Source organism: Achromobacter sp. T5-5 (assembly GCF_055397965.1).
Genome location: NZ_AP027919.1, coordinates 5599429 through 5614286 on the forward strand (window position 1 = coordinate 5599429; position 14858 = coordinate 5614286).

At 64.2% G+C, this 14858-nt stretch carries 15 protein-coding genes; 2 read left to right on the forward strand and 13 right to left on the reverse strand.

Translation table 11 applies throughout. The annotated features are described in order from the left end of the window. Window positions 1-163 precede the first annotated feature (163 nt). Together ACZ50Q_RS25280 and tyrS are read right to left on the reverse strand one after the other, a co-directional pair. On the reverse strand, window positions 164-817 hold the full coding sequence (locus tag ACZ50Q_RS25280) for a YbhB/YbcL family Raf kinase inhibitor-like protein (RefSeq protein ID WP_464079878.1): 654 nt from the start codon (window positions 815-817) through the stop codon (window positions 164-166). A gap of 72 nt (window positions 818-889) precedes the next feature. Next, the gene (gene tyrS / locus ACZ50Q_RS25285) at window positions 890-2119 is read right to left on the reverse strand and encodes a tyrosine--tRNA ligase (RefSeq protein WP_092579774.1); all 1230 of its coding nucleotides are present in this window, start codon (window positions 2117-2119) and stop codon (window positions 890-892) included. Window positions 2120-2377: 258 nt separating this feature from the next. Here tyrS and ACZ50Q_RS25290 point away from each other — a divergent pair, with 258 nt between their 5' ends. Next, complete coding sequence (locus tag ACZ50Q_RS25290) at window positions 2378-3787, forward strand: peptidoglycan DD-metalloendopeptidase family protein (RefSeq protein WP_464079879.1); 1410 nt, start codon at window positions 2378-2380, stop codon at window positions 3785-3787. 206 nt (window positions 3788-3993) lie between these two features. Beyond that, a complete protein-coding gene (locus ACZ50Q_RS25295) occupies window positions 3994-5073 on the forward strand; it encodes an anhydro-N-acetylmuramic acid kinase (RefSeq protein WP_464082038.1) in 1080 nt (359 codons plus the stop codon). Window positions 5074-5160: 87 nt separating this feature from the next. Here the strand turns inward: ACZ50Q_RS25295 and erpA are convergent, their stop codons facing one another. The 11 genes from erpA to ACZ50Q_RS25350 form a co-directional block, all read right to left on the reverse strand. Beyond that, window positions 5161-5532, reverse strand: a complete 372-nt coding sequence (erpA, locus tag ACZ50Q_RS25300) for an iron-sulfur cluster insertion protein ErpA (RefSeq protein ID WP_006226695.1) — start codon at window positions 5530-5532, stop codon at window positions 5161-5163. An 86-nt stretch (window positions 5533-5618) separates the two neighbouring features. Then, window positions 5619-6368 (reverse strand): DUF6776 family protein, encoded by a 750-nt coding sequence (locus tag ACZ50Q_RS25305; RefSeq protein WP_464079880.1) that lies wholly within the window; start codon window positions 6366-6368, stop codon window positions 5619-5621. 42 nt (window positions 6369-6410) lie between these two features. Then, the gene (gene argC, locus ACZ50Q_RS25310) at window positions 6411-7475 is read right to left on the reverse strand and encodes an N-acetyl-gamma-glutamyl-phosphate reductase (RefSeq protein ID WP_464079881.1); all 1065 of its coding nucleotides are present in this window, start codon (window positions 7473-7475) and stop codon (window positions 6411-6413) included. Between the two features lie 196 nt (window positions 7476-7671). Continuing rightward, entirely contained in the window at window positions 7672-8064 is a 393-nt protein-coding gene (rpsI, locus tag ACZ50Q_RS25315; protein ID WP_008163098.1) for a 30S ribosomal protein S9, read from the reverse strand. A 9-nt stretch (window positions 8065-8073) separates the two neighbouring features. Continuing rightward, window positions 8074-8502, reverse strand: a complete 429-nt coding sequence (rplM, locus tag ACZ50Q_RS25320; RefSeq protein WP_008163100.1) for a 50S ribosomal protein L13 — start codon at window positions 8500-8502, stop codon at window positions 8074-8076. Window positions 8503-8823: 321 nt separating this feature from the next. Beyond that, window positions 8824-9534, reverse strand: a complete 711-nt coding sequence (locus tag ACZ50Q_RS25325) for an ABC transporter ATP-binding protein (protein ID WP_464079882.1) — start codon at window positions 9532-9534, stop codon at window positions 8824-8826. Further along, window positions 9531-10319 carry an ABC transporter ATP-binding protein gene (locus tag ACZ50Q_RS25330; protein WP_092579778.1) on the reverse strand — a complete coding sequence of 263 codons (789 nt, stop codon included), beginning with the start codon at window positions 10317-10319 and terminating at the stop codon, window positions 9531-9533. The genes ACZ50Q_RS25325 and ACZ50Q_RS25330 overlap by 4 nt, the downstream gene beginning before the upstream one ends. Further along, the gene (locus tag ACZ50Q_RS25335; RefSeq protein ID WP_076518762.1) at window positions 10312-11187 is read right to left on the reverse strand and encodes a branched-chain amino acid ABC transporter permease; all 876 of its coding nucleotides are present in this window, start codon (window positions 11185-11187) and stop codon (window positions 10312-10314) included. The genes ACZ50Q_RS25330 and ACZ50Q_RS25335 overlap by 8 nt, the downstream gene beginning before the upstream one ends. 3 nt (window positions 11188-11190) lie before the next feature. Beyond that, window positions 11191-12072 (reverse strand): branched-chain amino acid ABC transporter permease, encoded by an 882-nt coding sequence (locus ACZ50Q_RS25340; RefSeq protein WP_076518761.1) that lies wholly within the window; start codon window positions 12070-12072, stop codon window positions 11191-11193. A 167-nt stretch (window positions 12073-12239) separates the two neighbouring features. Then, a complete protein-coding gene (locus ACZ50Q_RS25345) occupies window positions 12240-13394 on the reverse strand; it encodes an ABC transporter substrate-binding protein (RefSeq protein WP_076518760.1) in 1155 nt (384 codons plus the stop codon). Between the two features lie 254 nt (window positions 13395-13648). Next, a complete protein-coding gene (locus tag ACZ50Q_RS25350) occupies window positions 13649-14743 on the reverse strand; it encodes a type 2 periplasmic-binding domain-containing protein (protein ID WP_464079883.1) in 1095 nt (364 codons plus the stop codon). Between the last annotated feature and the right edge of the window lie 115 nt (window positions 14744-14858).

Consider the following 14858-nt stretch of genomic DNA (forward strand, 5'->3'; position numbering starts at 1 on the left):
CGGGCGCGAAAACCACGCCATCCCGGCAGCCCCGGAAACGCCCCTCATGACGACTTGAGAAAGTTTCATGCAAAGGCTGCCCGCGCCGGCCTTGGCCCGCGCCGCGGACGCCGGAAATGAAAAAGGGCCGCACCAGGCGGCCCTGCGTACATGCCCGTCGACGTCAGGCCGACGTGGCCCCGATTTGCTTGGGCGCCAGCCGGGGATTGAGCGTATAGGTCCCCGTCAGCGACGCCTGTGCCAGCACGTGCTTCTGGATGGCGCGCAGCGCGTCTTCGCCGGTGAAGGAACCCTGCAGGTTCAGGCTGGGCACGTCCAGCGCATACAGCGTGAAGATGTAGCGATGGACCAGGGCATCGTTCCAGGGCGGGCATGGGCCGTCATAGCCGAAATACTCGCCGCTCATGTCGTGGTCGTTGGCGAACCATGACGAATAGGAGTTGATGCCCTGCCGCGCGTCCATGGGCGCCAGGGGGCCGCCCTTGCCGCGCGGCGTGATGCCGTTGGAGAACGCGCCTTCGTCGATCTCGCGCAGGTCGGCGGGCAAGTCCACCAGCACCCAGTGGAAGAAATCGACGCGGGGCAGGTCGGCAGGCACTTCGCGGCCTTCCTGGTTGACGTCGTCGGGGCGCGAAGGCACGTCGGGATCATGGCAGAGCAAGGCAAACGACTGCGTGCCGTCCGGAACGTTGTCCCAGGAAAACTGCGGATTGAAGTTGTCTGCCAGCGCGACGTGCGATTGCGCATCGATCCTGCCGAATGCATAGCGCTCGGGAATCGACTCGTGATCGGAAAATGACAAACTCGAAAGTTCCATGTCGTGCTCCTATAAGTGCCGCAAAGGGCGCCCAGGCCCTGTGTGTACCTTCAGCGTATCAAAACTTCGCTATTACGGGTTCAACTTAACACGCGCGAACTTGCGCTTGCCCACCTGAACGACGTAAGTCCCGGCCGGCAATTGCAACGATTTGTCTTCCACGCGATCGCCATTGACGCGGACCCCGCCCTGCTCCACGTTGCGCTGGGCCTCCGAGCCGGATGCGACCAGGCCGGCCTCGCGCAGCAGCTTCAGGATGCCCACCGGCGCGCCGCCGAGGTTGACCTCGGGGATGTCCTCGGGGATGGCGCCGTCCCGGAAACGCGCCTCGAACGAGGCCAGCGCATCGTCCGCCGCCTTGGCGGAATGAAAGCGCGCAATGATCTCCTGCGCCAGCATGACCTTCGCATCGCGCGGATTGCGGCCGCCGTCGATTTCCTGCTTGAGCGCGGCGATGTCCTCCAGCGAGCGGAAGGACAACAGTTCGAAGTAACGCCACATCAGCGTGTCGGAAATCGACATGAGCTTGCCGAACATGGAATCGGGCGACTCCGAAATGCCGATGTAGTTGCCCTTGGACTTGGACATTTTCTCTACGCCGTCCGTGCCGACGAGCAGCGGCATCGTCAGGATGCACTGCGGCTCCTGTCCATATTCTTTTTGCAGTTCCCGGCCCACCAGCAGGTTGAACTTCTGATCGGTGCCCCCCAGCTCCAGATCGGACTTCAGCGCGACCGAGTCATAGCCCTGCATCAGCGGATACAGGAATTCATGCACCGAAATGGGGATGCCGCCCTTGAACCGCTTGGTGAAGTCCTCGCGCTCCATCATGCGGGCCACCGTGTAGCGGGAGGCGAGCTGGATCAGCCCGCGCGCGCCCAGGGGATCGCACCACTCGGAGTTGTAACGGATCTCGGTGCGGGCCGGATCCAGCACCAGGCTGGCCTGCGCGTAATAGGTCTTGGCGTTTTCTTCGATCTGCTCGCGCGTGAGCGGCGGGCGCGTGCTGTTGCGGCCACTGGGGTCGCCGATGGTGGAGGTGAAATCGCCGATCAGGAAGATGACGTTGTGCCCCAGGTCCTGGAGCTGGCGCATCTTGTTCAGCACCACCGTGTGTCCCAGGTGGATGTCCGGCGCGGTGGGGTCCAGCCCGAGCTTGATGCGCAGGGGCACGCCCGTGGCGCGGCTCTTGGCCAGCTTGCGCGCAAACTCGGACTCGACCAGCAGTTCATCGCAGCCGCGCTTGGCTATACGCAGATCGGCTTCGACTTCAGGAGTGATGGGGGCTTCGGTGGGTGACATGACAGGGGGACCAATGCGGCTTCAGCCGACAAAAAGGTGTAAAAAGTGACGAAAACTATCGAAAATTCTAGCCGAATCGGCTAGGATACCGGCCTAATCATACGCAACTGTCATATATACGCAGTTGCGTTCGCTCTACCATCTATTGTTCACAAGATGCGCATCCGCGCCAGCCCTTGCTCCGGAATCCGTTGCACGCCAGGGCCGTTCGTGTCACGCACCCTGCGAGCTCAAGCCACCTGAGAGGGTATTTTCACGATGAATCGTGGCCTCCACGAACTGGCGAGTGGCCTCAAGCGCAAAGTCGCTGCCGTATTTGCGCCCGTCGAGCCCAAGCCCCATCGCTCGGGACTTTTCCGCCGCACTCTTCTCGTCACCGCAATTGGTCTTTTCGCTGGCGCCGCCGCTCTCGGCATGGTGCAGCAACCCGACCGCACCGAACTCCCTCCCTCGCGCGTCATCCAGAGCATTCTGCCGCTGACCGCCGAGCAAGTCGAAGTCAGCAGCCCCAGCGCCGCCCCCTACATCAGCGAAACCCGCATCCGTCCGGGCGACACGCTGTCGGCCGTGCTGCAGCGCCTGGAGCTGGACGCGCCCAATCTGCAGTCCTTCCTGACGCACGACGCCAGCGCCCGCAGCATCTACAAGCTGTATCCGGGCCGCTCGGTGCAGGCCGCCACGGACGAACAGGGCAACCTGATCTGGCTGCGCTACATCCACACGCCCGGCAATGAATCCGACGGGCAGGTCGTGACGCGCATGCTGCACGTCGCGCCGGCCGGCGACAGCTACAAGGCCGAGGAAATCACGGAAAGCACCGACCGCCAGACCCGCGTGGCCGTCGGCACCATCAAGTCCTCGCTCTTCGGCGCCACGGACTCGGCTGGCATCCCGGACTCGGTCACCATGCAGATGGCCGACATCCTGAGCGCCAAGATCGACTTCCTGCGCGACCTGCGCCAGGGCGACCAGTTCCGCGTCGTCTATGAAGTGCGTTCCCATGACGGCCGCTACGCCGGCGCGGGCCGCGTGCTGGCCCTGGAGTTCATCAACGGCGGCAAGACCTACAACGCCGTCTGGTTCAGCCGCGACGACAAGACCGGTTCCTACTACGACTTCGACGGCACCAGCCTGCGTGGCGCGTTCCTGCGCACCGCCCTGAAGTTCAGCCGGATCAGCTCGACCTTCGGCATGCGCATGCATCCCATCCACAAGACCTGGACGGGACACAAGGGCGTGGATTACGCCGCCCCCTCCGGCACGCCGATCCACTCCACCGCCGACGGCACGGTCGAATTCTCGGGCTGGCAGAACGGCTACGGCAACGTGGTCATCATCAAGCACCACGGCAAGTATTCGACGCTGTACGCGCACCAGAGCCGCATCGCCCAGGGCATCACCAAGGGCGCGAAGGTCTCGCAGGGTCAGTTGCTGGGTTATGTCGGATCCACCGGCTGGGCCACGGGTCCGCACCTGCACTACGAATTCCGCGTGGACAATCAGCCCATCGACCCGCTGTCCGTGGACCTGCCCGTGGCCCGCGCCCTCGAACCCGCGGAAGTCCGCGCGTTCAACGACGCGGTGGCGCCGTACAAGCAGCAGATCCTGTTGCTGACGCAGTTCCAGCAGACGCTGCCCGACGCAGTGACGAACGTGGCCAGCCGCTAAGGCTGGCCCAGGCAGCACTCCAGCACAGGGCGGTCCGCACAAGGCAGGGCGGACCGTTCAAGCAGTCAGGCCCTTGACGGGCACCAGGCCCGCGCGACGGGCGCGGCGGCGGCGCGACATGCGACGGCCGCCTTTTTTATTTCGAGGCGCCCGTGAAAGACATCAAGCCTTTGCAGCACGACACCGGCACGCTCTTCATCGGATTGATGTCGGGAACCAGCGTCGACGGCGTCGACGGCGTGCTGGCCCGGCTGACGCAAGGAGGGCCGCCGCAGGTGCTGGCCAGCGCCAGCCTGCCCATGCCCGAGAATCTGCGCCGCGAGTTGCTGGTTCTCAATACTTCCGGGGACGACGAGCTGGCCCGCGCCGCGCTCGCGGCCAATGCGCTGGTCCGGGTGTACGCGCAGGCGGTGTCGGCCCTGCTCAAGGATGCGAATGTCGCCGCGCACGACGTGACCGCCATCGGCGCGCACGGCCAGACCGTCCGGCATCGCCCCGACCTCGGCTACACGCTGCAGCTCAACGCGCCAGCGCTGCTGGCCGAGCTGACCGACATAGACGTGGTGGCGGACTTCCGCAGCCGCGACCTGGCCGCGGGCGGCCAAGGCGCGCCCCTGGTGCCGCCCTTTCACGCGGCCGTGTTCGGCAGCGACCACGGCCGCGCCGTGCTGAACCTGGGGGGCATTGCCAACGTGACGCTGCTGGTGCCCGGACAACCCCCGCGCGGCTTCGATACCGGCCCTGCCAACGTGTTCCTGGATGGCTGGTGCCAGCGCCACCTGGGTCGGCCCTATGACGCGGGCGGCCGCTGGGCTGCGACGGGCCAGGTGGTGGCGCCCCTGCTCGAGCAGCTCATCGCGAGCGAGCCCTGGTTCGGCCTGCCCCCGCCCAAGTCCACAGGCCGGGATCTCTTCAATATGAAATGGCTGGACGCACGCCTGGCTGCGTTCGACGGGCCGGCTCCCGCCCCTCAGGACGTCCAGGCCACCTTGCAGCGCCTGACCGCGAGGACAGTCGCCAACGCCATCGACGCGGCCGCCGCAGGAACGCAGGAAGTGTTTGTGTGCGGCGGCGGCGCCTACAACGCGGGACTGATGCAGGAACTGGCTTACTGCCTGCAGCGCCCGGTGCAGGCGACCGACGCCCTGGGCGTGCCGGCCCAGCAGGTGGAAGCGCTGGCGTTCGCGTGGCTGGCGCAGGCATTCGTCACGGGCCAGCCCGCGGGCCTGCCGAGCGTCACGGGCGCGCGCGGTGCGAGGCTGCTGGGCGCGCTGTATCCCGCCTGACGCCCCCCCACCACCGGTGGTAATGCCGCGCCTCAAACAAAAAACCCTTCGGCAAGCCGAAGGGTTTTTGTCTTTCGTGCCCGGCGATTACACCGAAAACGAAGAACCGCAGCCGCAGGTGGTGCTGGCGTTGGGATTGCGGATGACGAACTGCGCGCCTTCCAGGTCTTCCTTGTAATCGATCTCGGCGCCGACCAGGTATTGGAAGCTCATCGGGTCAACGAGCAACTGGACGCCAGCCTTGTCCAGCACGGTGTCGTCTTCGTTCACGACTTCGTCGAACGTGAAACCGTACTGGAAGCCGGAACAGCCCCCACCCTGCACGAACACGCGCAGCTTGAGCTCGGGGTTGCCTTCTTCGGCCAACAGGTCTTTCACTTTGGCGGCAGCCGAGTCGGTAAACACCAGGGGCACAGGCGGCGCGGCCTGCAGGTCGACGGTTTCGGTCACTGCATTCATGGTTCACTCCTGGCCGATACGGCCATATTTCAGTGAGCGGCGTCGCCGCTCGTATAGTGTCACTATAGCGCAGGGCTTGACCAGACTCAAAGTTCCAGTTTGACGCTGCGGGTGGCGCGGACGGTTTCGCCCTCGAGGACGCTGACGGTGACGCTTTCGGGGACAAATCCGTCGGGCACGGCCAGGAGACCCTGGCTGCGCTGATATTGGTCGAACTGCAGGGCCAGCGACGCCGCCGCGAGGTTCTCGCCCGTCGAGGCGACGGGCCCTGTCTCGGCCCTGACCTGCATGGGCGCCAAATCCACCGTGACGGTTTCGCCCTTGAGCACACCGGTTGCCTGGAACCGCAACGCGCCCGCGAAAGGCGTGGCGCCATTGCGGCCGCTGCGCATCAGCAGCACTTTGTAGCGCAGGCCACCGCCCTCGCGATCGATCTGCACACCGCGGATGTCCACCGAGCCCTCAGGGCCGGGCGGCAGCAGTTGCTCGTAGAACGCAAGCTGGTCACGCACGCGGCCGACCTCGGCCTGCGCAGCGCGGAGCTGGGTTTCGAGCTCTTGGCGGGCCGACCGCTCGATGACGAGTTCGCCATCGGCGGTATCCAGCTGCCCCCGGATGTAGCGCAGCTGCGTAGCCTGTTGGCGCATGGCTTCGTCCTGCGCCTCTGCCTGTTGGGCGCTGATGACGATGGCGTCCTGCGGACGATAGAGCGCGCGCGCATGGAAGAATCCCGCGGCGCCTCCCAGCAACGCGCCCAGCAGCAGCATCGCGACCAGGCGCGCAAAAGCGCCATGCGTGGCACGCGGCTGGGGACGGGCGGAAGGATCTACGGACATGAAGCGCAAAGAAGGCGGCCAGCCAGGCTGGCCGCCGGGGCCTTACGGCAGGATGGCGACCTGGTCCAGGCCGACTGTTTCGGGGATGCCGAACATCAGGTTCATGTTCTGCACAGCCTGGCCGGCGGCGCCCTTGACCAGGTTGTCCTGCGCCACCATGACGATCAGCAGGTCGCCGTTGCCCGGGCGGCTGAGCGCGATGCGCAGGTTGTTCGAGCCGCGCACCGAACGCGTTTCGGGATGGCTGCCGGCGGGCATGACGTCGACGAAAGGTTCATCCGCATAGCGGGCCTCGAACAAGGCCTGGAAGTCGGTATCGCGGGCTTCAGGCTGGATGCGGGCATAGATGGTGGAAAACATGCCGCGGATCATCGGCACCAGATGCGGCACGAACGTCAGCCCCACCTTGCCGCCGGCCAGCTTTTCAAGCTGCGCGGTGATTTCGGGGTGGTGGCGATGGCCGGCCACGCCGTAGGCCTTGAAGTTGTCGGACGCTTCGGAGAACAGCGAACCCACCTCTGCCTTGCGGCCGGCGCCCGAGACACCCGACTTGCAGTCGGCGATGAGGGTTTGCGCATCGACGAGCGCCTTGCCGCCTTCGAGCAAGGGCGCCAGACCCAGGAGCACCGTGGTCGGGTAGCAGCCGGGGTTGCCGATGACGCGCGCCTTGGAGATGGCTTCGCGGTTCAGCTCGACCAGGCCATATTGCGATTCGGCCAGGATGTCAGGGCAGGTGTGGGGGATCTTGTACCAGCGTTCGAACGTGGGAATGTCCTGCAGACGGAAGTCGGCAGCCAGGTCGATGACGCGGGTGCCCGCGGCGATCAGTTCCTGGGCTTGCGCCATGGCCACCCCGTGAGGCGTGGCGAAGAATACGACATCGCAGTCGGTCAACGAGGCCTTTTCCGGGGCGGAGAAGGCAAGCTTCACACGGCCGCGCAGGTTGGGATACATGTCGGCGACGGGCAGGCCGTCTTCCTTGCGGGACGTGATGGCAGTCAGTTCCACGTTGGGATGCTGCGACAGCAAACGCAGCAGTTCGACGCCGGTATAGCCGGTGCCGCCGACGATGCCAACCTTGATGCGGGTATTCGATGCTTGGGCCATGATGAATGCTCTTCGGAGAACGAATAACGATTGTATCGCTCGGGAAACAGGGTATTGCACCGGCGTGCCTGAATTGGCACTGCAATCCTTTTTTCCGACCGGGCGGGTGGCGCGGAGTTCCGCGCAGGGCCGGCAGCGACAGGACATGGCCGGCCCAAAAACAAAAAGCCCGCCGAAGCGGGCTTTTTGCAGGGCATTAACGCTTGCTGAACTGCTTGCGACGACGCGCCTTGCGGAAGCCGACCTTCTTACGTTCGACTTCACGGGCATCGCGGGTCACGAAGCCAGCTTGCGACAGCGACGGCTTCAGCGTGGCGTCGTAATCGATCAGGGCACGCGTGATGCCGTGACGGATCGCGCCGGCCTGGCCGGTTTCACCGCCGCCGTGCACGTTGACCTTGATGTCGAACGATTCCAGATGGCCGGTCAGTTCCAGCGGCTGGCGCACGACCATGCGGCCGGTTTCACGAGCGAAGAACTCGTCGACGGGCTTGCCGTTGACGACGATCTTGCCAGTGCCCTTCTTGATGAAAACGCGAGCCACCGAAGTTTTGCGACGGCCGGTTCCGTAATTCCAGTTACCGATCATGGCGTTTCCTTAGATATCCAGCGTCTTGGGCTGCTGGGCGGTGTGCGGGTGCTCGGCACCGGCATAGACCTTCAGCTTCTTGATCATGGCGTAGCCCAGAGGACCCTTGGGCAGCATGCCCTTGACGGCCTTCTGAATGGCACGGCCGGGAAAACGCTCTTGCATTTTCTCGAAGTTCGTTTCACGGATACCGCCCGGGTACGTCGTGTGGCGGAAGTACTTCTTGTCCTTCGCCTTGGCGCCGGTAACGACGATATCGGACGCGTTGATGATGACGATGTAGTCACCGGTATCAACGTGAGGCGTGAATTCAGGTTTGTGCTTGCCACGCAGACGACGTGCGACTTCGCTGGCCACACGACCGAGGACTTTGCCCTTGGCGTCGATCACAAACCAGTCACGTTGGACTTCATGCGGCTTGGCCACAAAGGTCTTCATGATGGTTCCTAAGAATAAAAATTTGCTCTGGCCGGAACATCCTGCCAGTGGTTCTTTCCCAGACTAGGCGTAAAACCCGGGTGAATTTTCCCAAGAACAGAAAGACCGCCTTGGAAAACCCTGAAGTTTCAAGCCTCTAAATCGCCCTCCGCCTAAGCGTTATGAATCCGCCCGTGCAAAGGTCAAAATGAGGAAAGCCTGAAATTCTAACACGGATGCTCAAAAATTGGGCAAGCGAGGGGAATTCAAGCGGCTGGCGGCTGACCGCCGCAGGGCGGCAGCCGTAAGGTTCATCAGGGGACGCATAAGGTCCCCACCCCGTCAGGCACCCAGGTACGCTTCCAGGACCCGCGGGTGGCCCAGCAGTTCGCGGCCGGTGCCCGTCAGCGCCATCGCGCCGTTTTCGAGCACGTAACCGTGCTGGGCGATCTTGAGCGCCTGGCGCACGTTCTGCTCGACCAGGAACAGCGTGAGGCCGTCGGCGTTGATGGCGCGCAGCGAACGGAAGATCTCCTGGACGACGATCGGCGCCAGGCCCATCGACGGTTCGTCCAGCAGCAAGAGGCGCGGCTTGGCCATCAGGGCGCGGCCGATGGCCAGCATCTGCTGTTCGCCGCCCGACAGGTTGCCGGCCATGCCGCTGATGCGCTCTTTCAGGCGCGGGAACAGGTTGAACACGTATTCCAGGTCGGTGGCGACGTTTTTCAGGCCGCGGCGGTAGGCGCCCAGTTCCAGGTTTTCCAGCACCGTCATGGTGGTGAGGATCGCCCGGCCCTCGGGCACCTGCACGATGCCGCGCGCGACCAGTTGGTTCGGCGCCAGGTTGGTGACGTCTTCGCCTTCGAAGAGGATGCGGCCGCGCGCCTTGGGCAGCAGGCCCGACAGCGCGAGCAGCGTGGTCGACTTGCCGGCGCCGTTGGCGCCGACCAGGGCGGTGATTTCGTTGGCGTTCAGGTCCAGGTCGATGCCGCGCACGGCTTCGATATGGCCGTAGTTGACCTCGAGCCCGCGGACTTCCAGCATGGCGCTCATTTTGCGGCCTCCGCTTGTTCGGTGTCTTCGTCGTCTTCGCGGCCCAGGTAGGCCTCGATGACCTGCTCATTGTTGCGGATGTCCTCGGGACCGCCGCAGGCGATGATCTTGCCGAAGTTCAGCACCGCGATGCGTTCGCACAAGCCCATGACGAAGCGCATGTCGTGCTCGATCATGAGGATCGTGTAGCCGCGGTCGCGGATCGCCAGGATTTCGCGCATGAGTTCGGCGCGTTCGCCGGTGTTCATGCCGGCGACGGGCTCGTCCAGCAGCAGCAGCTTGGGCTCGGTGGCCAGCGCGCGCGCCAGCTCCAGGCGGCGCTGTTCGCCGTAGGACAGGTTGTCCGCCAGGTCGTTGGCCTTGTGATCCAGGCGCATCCACGTCAGCAGTTCGTGGGCGCGCTCGCGGGCGCGCTGCTCGTGCTCGCGAAAGCCGGGCAGGCCCAGCAGCAGGCTGGGGAAACCGTAGTTCATGTGGCGGTAGGCGCCCACGACGACGTTTTCCAGCAGCGTCATCTCCTTGAAGAGACGGATGTTCTGGAAGGTGCGGGCAATGCCCATGCGCGTGATGCTGTGCGGCTTCTTGCGCAGCACGCTTTCGCCCTGGAACGTGATGGTGCCGCCGCTGGGCGGCAACAGCCCGGTGATCAGGTTGAACACCGTGGTCTTGCCGGCGCCGTTGGGGCCGATCAGGCCGAAGATCGCGCCTTCGGGCACGGACAGGCTGACGTCATGCAGCACATGCAGACCGCCAAAGCTCTTGGAAACGGAAGACAGCTCAAGCATGGCGCTTCCCTCCCTGGCGTCCTTGACGCGTCCAGCGCTTGAAACGCGCCGGATCCCAGATGCCTTGCGGCAGGAACAACACAATCACCACCAGGATCACTCCATTCGCGACCAGGCGCAGATCCGCGAATCCGCGCAGCAATTCGGGCAGCACCGTAATGATGAAGCTGCCCAGCACGGGGCCGGCCAGGCCGCCGATGCCGCCCAGGATCGCCATCGTCAGGATTTCGACGCCGCGGTCGAATCCGTATTCGTTGGGACCGATAAAGAAAGTCAGGTGCGCATTCAGCGCGCCGGCCAGGCCGGCGATCACCGCGCCGGCCACAAAGGCCAGCATCTTGTTGGCGCGCACGTCGATGCCCATCATGCCGGCTGCCGTTTCGTCGCCACGGATGGCGTCAAAGGAACGGCCGATCTTGGACGCGCGCACGCGCCACAGCACGAACAGCACGATGATCACGGCCAGCAGCACATGCCACCACTGCGTCAACTGCGGAATGCCGTTCAAGCCCAGCGCGCCGCCGGTGACGGACTCGGTGTTCAGGATGGTCACGCGGACCACTTCACCGAAGCCCAGCGTCGCCATGGCCAGATAGACACCGGACAGCCGCAGGGTCGGCAGGCCGATCAGCGCCGCCACCAGCGCGGGCGCGGCCATGCCGCCAGCCAGCGCCACCGCGAACGGCGCGTCGTAGTTCATGGTAAGCAGCGCGGCGGCGTACGCCCCGATGCCCATGAAGGCGGCATTGGCCATGGCCAGCATGCCGCAGGCCAGCGTCAGCCAGATGGAGAGGGCCAGCAGTGCGTTGGTGCCGAGGGTGAGCACCAGGTTGCCGTAAATGGCCCAGAAATTTTCGAATCCGCTCATACCTTAAGCCTTGCGTTGAACCACTTTGCCGAACAGACCTTGCGGGCGCACCAGCAGGATCAGGAACAGCAGGCCGAAAGCCACCGCGTCGCGCATGGTGGAGCCGATGTAAGCCACGGACAGCACCTCGGCAAAGCCCAGGAACAGACCGCCCAGCATGGCGCCGCGGATGTCTCCCATGCCGCCCAGGATGATGACCGCGATGCCCTTGTGCAGCATCGGCTGGCCCATCAGGGGGAAGAGCGCGTTCGAGTACAGCCCGATCAGCACGCCGGCCACGCCGCCCAGGGCGGCCGCGGCAAACGAGGTGGTGATGAAGAGCTTTTCGACGTTGATCCCCAGCAGCCAGGCGGCCTTGGGCGATTCAGCGATGGCGCGCAGGGCGCGTCCGAATTGCGTGCGGCGCATGACATACATCAGCACGGCCATCAGCGCGAACGACAGGAAGATGATCCCCAGTTCGATGACGGTCAGGTGCAGGCCCGCGACCTCGATGACTTCCTCGGGCACGGTGCCATGCGGGAAGCGCAGGTTGCTCGCGCCGAAGATGCCTTGGGCGCCGTTATTCAGGATGATGCCCACGCCAATGGTGGCGATCATGGGAATCAGGTGGGGCGCGTTGCGCTTGCGCAGCGGCTTGAGCACCAGGTAGTCGATGATGACCCCGGTAAAGCCGGCGACGAAGAACGCGACCATCAGCGCCGCCCACAGCGGCAGGCTGAACTGCTCGACCACGACCAGTGCTGCGTAGGCGCCAACCATGAACACGGCGCCATGCGCCAGGTTGATCACCCCGAGCACGCCGAAGATCAGCGTGAAGCCGAGCGCGAACAGTGCATACACACAGCCCAGCGACAAGGCATTGACGAATTGTTGTTCGAACATGATGGGACTTTCCAGATCTGATAGGGCCCCCTCGCCGTGCCCACAGCGAGGTCTTTCTGCTTTCGGGGAAGCTATTTACTTGCGACGGCCCTGCGATAAAAAGCGCCTTGCAGGCGGCCGGGAGGCCGTCCGCAAGGCGCATCCCCCCGCGCGGGGATGCGTACTGCTTACTTCTCGATGACGTACTTGCCGTCTTTGGTCACGCTGACGATCGGCGCCTGGTCGGCGTCGTAGCCGGCGGGCTTGCCGGCGCGGTCGGTGGCCTGGCGGAACTTGAACGGGCCGGTGGCGCCGGTCCAGGTCACGGACGGCAGGGCGTCGCGCAGGGCAGCGCGGTCCTTGGTCAGTTCGCCGGAGATCTTGGTGTTCTTCAGCGCCTGGGCGACGATGTACATGGCGTCATAGGACTGCGCCGCGAACTGGTCGGGAGCGTTGGTGAACTTGGCCTTGTAGGCGTCGATGAACTTGACGTTCTCGGGGGCCTTGTTCTCGATCGACCACGGGCTGCCGATCCACAGATTGTTCGACGCGCCGCCGGGGGCCAGGTCGAAGATCTTGACCGAGTTCATGCCGTTGCCGCCGATGACCGGCACGTTCAGGCCGAGCTGGCGGGCCTGGACCATGATCGGGGCGCCTTCGGCCAGCAGTGCGGACAGCACGATGGCGTCGGGGTTGGTGCCCTTGATCTTGGTGAGCTGGGCCTTGAAGTCCACGTCGCCCTTGGCGAACGTTTCGGTCGTGGTGACCGGGATCTTCTGGTCTGCCAGGGCCTTCTTGAAGTTGTCGTAACCGCTCTTGGTGAACACGTCGTCGTTGCCGTACAGCACGGCCACGTTCTTCAGGCCGGTCTTGGCCTTGACGGTGGAGATGGTGGCGGGCAGCACGTCGGCTTCGGTGACCGAGTTGCGGAACACGAAGTTGCCGATGGAGGTGATGCCGTCGGCGGTGTTGGAGGTGCCGAAGACAACCGTCTTGGCGGCCTGCGCGATCGGATCGGCGGCCTGGGCCGAGTTCGACAGCGTGGGACCGAAGACCATCAGGACCTGGTCCTTGAAGATCAGCTTCTTGAAGACGTTGATGGCTTCTTCTTTCTTGCCTTGTTCGTCCTCGACCACGAGCACGATCTTGTTGCCGTTGATGCCGCCGGCGGCGTTGATCTCGTCGGCCGCGAGCTGGAAGCCGTTGCGGATCGAGACGCCGTACTGGGCAGCGCCGCCGGACAGGGCTTCCGCCACGCCCAGCTTGATGTCGGCAGCGTGGGCAGCCGGGATGACACCGGCAGCGATCAGCGCGGCCAGCAGCTTTTTGGTCTTGGATTGCATGGTTGTTACCACCTTAAAGTCTGTCTCGGAATATTGGTAATCCGGGCTGATGTAATCCTGCCGGATTGACGTCTATGCCGCCTAAAGGCCGCAAGTTTGCGCGTCAAGACCCGGGATATTACTCCTTTGTATCAGGCCGAAACTCGAATGCCGTTCAACAAAAGCCTCTAAACCGCCCATTTTTTTGTAAAAAACGTGTGGTTACTAGCAAAAACCCTATTGCTCACCGAATGCCATTCGGCACCGGCTTCCTCCTAACTCCTGGCCGACAGCGCCACGCCCAGATACTGGCCATAAGCGTTCTCGGTCAGGCGAAACCACGGCATCTCGCTGTCGCGAAAGCCCATGTAACTATCGTGCATTGCCTTGAATCCGGGGTCTTTGGCGCCCAAATCCTTGTACACCTGCTGCGTGGCCTCGAACGCCGCGTCCATGATCGAACGCGAAAAAGCGCGCACCTGGGCGCCACTTGCCGTCAATTGGGCCAGCGCCGGCGGGTTCAGCGCGTCGTACCGGGCGGTCGCTGCCGCGTGCGCGGCCAGGGCCGCGGCCTGCACCACGGCCTGGTAATGCTTGGGAAGCTCGTTCCAGGCCGTTTCATTGATATAGAGCGATAGCTGTTCACCGCCCGCCCACCAGCCGGGTGCGTAGTAATACTTAGCTACCTTATTCAAACCGAGTTTGGCGTCGTCGTAAGCGCCCGCCCCCGCCACGGCCTGCAGGCCGTCTTTTTCAAACGCCTCGGCCAGCTTGGCCGCATCCGCCTGCTGCGGCGCGACGCCCAGGCGGGCCAGCACGTCGGCGGCCAGGCCGTCGACCTGCATCTTCAGGTCTTTCAGGTCGCCAGTGCGCTTGATTTCCCGGGTGTACCAACCGCCCATCTGCGCGCCGGTATTGCCCAAGGGGAAATTGATGATCTTTTCGGGTTTGAAGAGCTCGCGCGTCAGCCGCAGGCCCTCGCCATCGCTCATCCAGGCGTTCATCTGGCGCGCATTCAGGCCGAAGGGCACGGCCGCATCGAAGCAGAAGGCCGCATTCTTGGCGTAGTAGCGGCGCGAGGACACATGGCCGCATTCCACCTTCCGGGCGGAGACGGCCTGCATCAGGTCGGCCGCGGCGACGACTTCGCCGTCGGGGAAATGACGGATATTGAATTTGCCGCCCGTGGTTTCGGCGACGAACTTGCAGAAATTCTCGGCCGCCCCCACGCGCAGATCGAGGGCCGCGGGAAAGCCGGAGGAAAGGCGCCAGCTCACCGACGGCATGTCCTGCGCCAGCGCGGGCGTGCTGACGGCGGCGCCGGCGACGGCGCCCAGGCCGGCGCGCTTCAAGAATGAACGTCGTTGCATCACTTTGCTCCTTTACACCGACAACTGGGACTTCGAGCAATACCCGCCGGATATTACACGCTGGCCATGGCCGGGACGGCTAGAGGAAATCCCGAGCCGGTAAGGGATTGCAAGG

Excerpts from the sequence above, each read along its gene's own strand:
- ACZ50Q_RS25290 (WP_464079879.1), top strand. The coding sequence starts at position 2,378 with ATGAATCGTGGCCTCCACGAACTGGCGAGTGGCCTCAAGCGCAAAGTC.
- ACZ50Q_RS25340 (WP_076518761.1), bottom strand. The coding sequence starts at position 12,072 with ATGTTCGAACAACAATTCGTCAATGCCTTGTCGCTGGGCTGTGTGTAT.
- ACZ50Q_RS25280 (WP_464079878.1), bottom strand. The coding sequence starts at position 817 with ATGGAACTTTCGAGTTTGTCATTTTCCGATCACGAGTCGATTCCCGAG.
- ACZ50Q_RS25325 (WP_464079882.1), bottom strand. The coding sequence starts at position 9,534 with ATGAGCGCCATGCTGGAAGTCCGCGGGCTCGAGGTCAACTACGGCCAT.
- tyrS (WP_092579774.1), bottom strand. The coding sequence starts at position 2,119 with ATGTCACCCACCGAAGCCCCCATCACTCCTGAAGTCGAAGCCGATCTG.
- ACZ50Q_RS25305 (WP_464079880.1), bottom strand. The coding sequence starts at position 6,368 with ATGTCCGTAGATCCTTCCGCCCGTCCCCAGCCGCGTGCCACGCATGGC.
- erpA (WP_006226695.1), bottom strand. The coding sequence starts at position 5,532 with ATGAATGCAGTGACCGAAACCGTCGACCTGCAGGCCGCGCCGCCTGTG.
- ACZ50Q_RS25330 (WP_092579778.1), bottom strand. The coding sequence starts at position 10,319 with ATGCTTGAGCTGTCTTCCGTTTCCAAGAGCTTTGGCGGTCTGCATGTG.
- argC (WP_464079881.1), bottom strand. The coding sequence starts at position 7,475 with ATGGCCCAAGCATCGAATACCCGCATCAAGGTTGGCATCGTCGGCGGC.
- rplM (WP_008163100.1), bottom strand. The coding sequence starts at position 8,502 with ATGAAGACCTTTGTGGCCAAGCCGCATGAAGTCCAACGTGACTGGTTT.
- ACZ50Q_RS25350 (WP_464079883.1), bottom strand. The coding sequence starts at position 14,743 with ATGCAACGACGTTCATTCTTGAAGCGCGCCGGCCTGGGCGCCGTCGCC.
- ACZ50Q_RS25295 (WP_464082038.1), top strand. The coding sequence starts at position 3,994 with ATGTCGGGAACCAGCGTCGACGGCGTCGACGGCGTGCTGGCCCGGCTG.
- ACZ50Q_RS25345 (WP_076518760.1), bottom strand. The coding sequence starts at position 13,394 with ATGCAATCCAAGACCAAAAAGCTGCTGGCCGCGCTGATCGCTGCCGGT.
- rpsI (WP_008163098.1), bottom strand. The coding sequence starts at position 8,064 with ATGATCGGTAACTGGAATTACGGAACCGGCCGTCGCAAAACTTCGGTG.
- ACZ50Q_RS25335 (WP_076518762.1), bottom strand. The coding sequence starts at position 11,187 with ATGAGCGGATTCGAAAATTTCTGGGCCATTTACGGCAACCTGGTGCTC.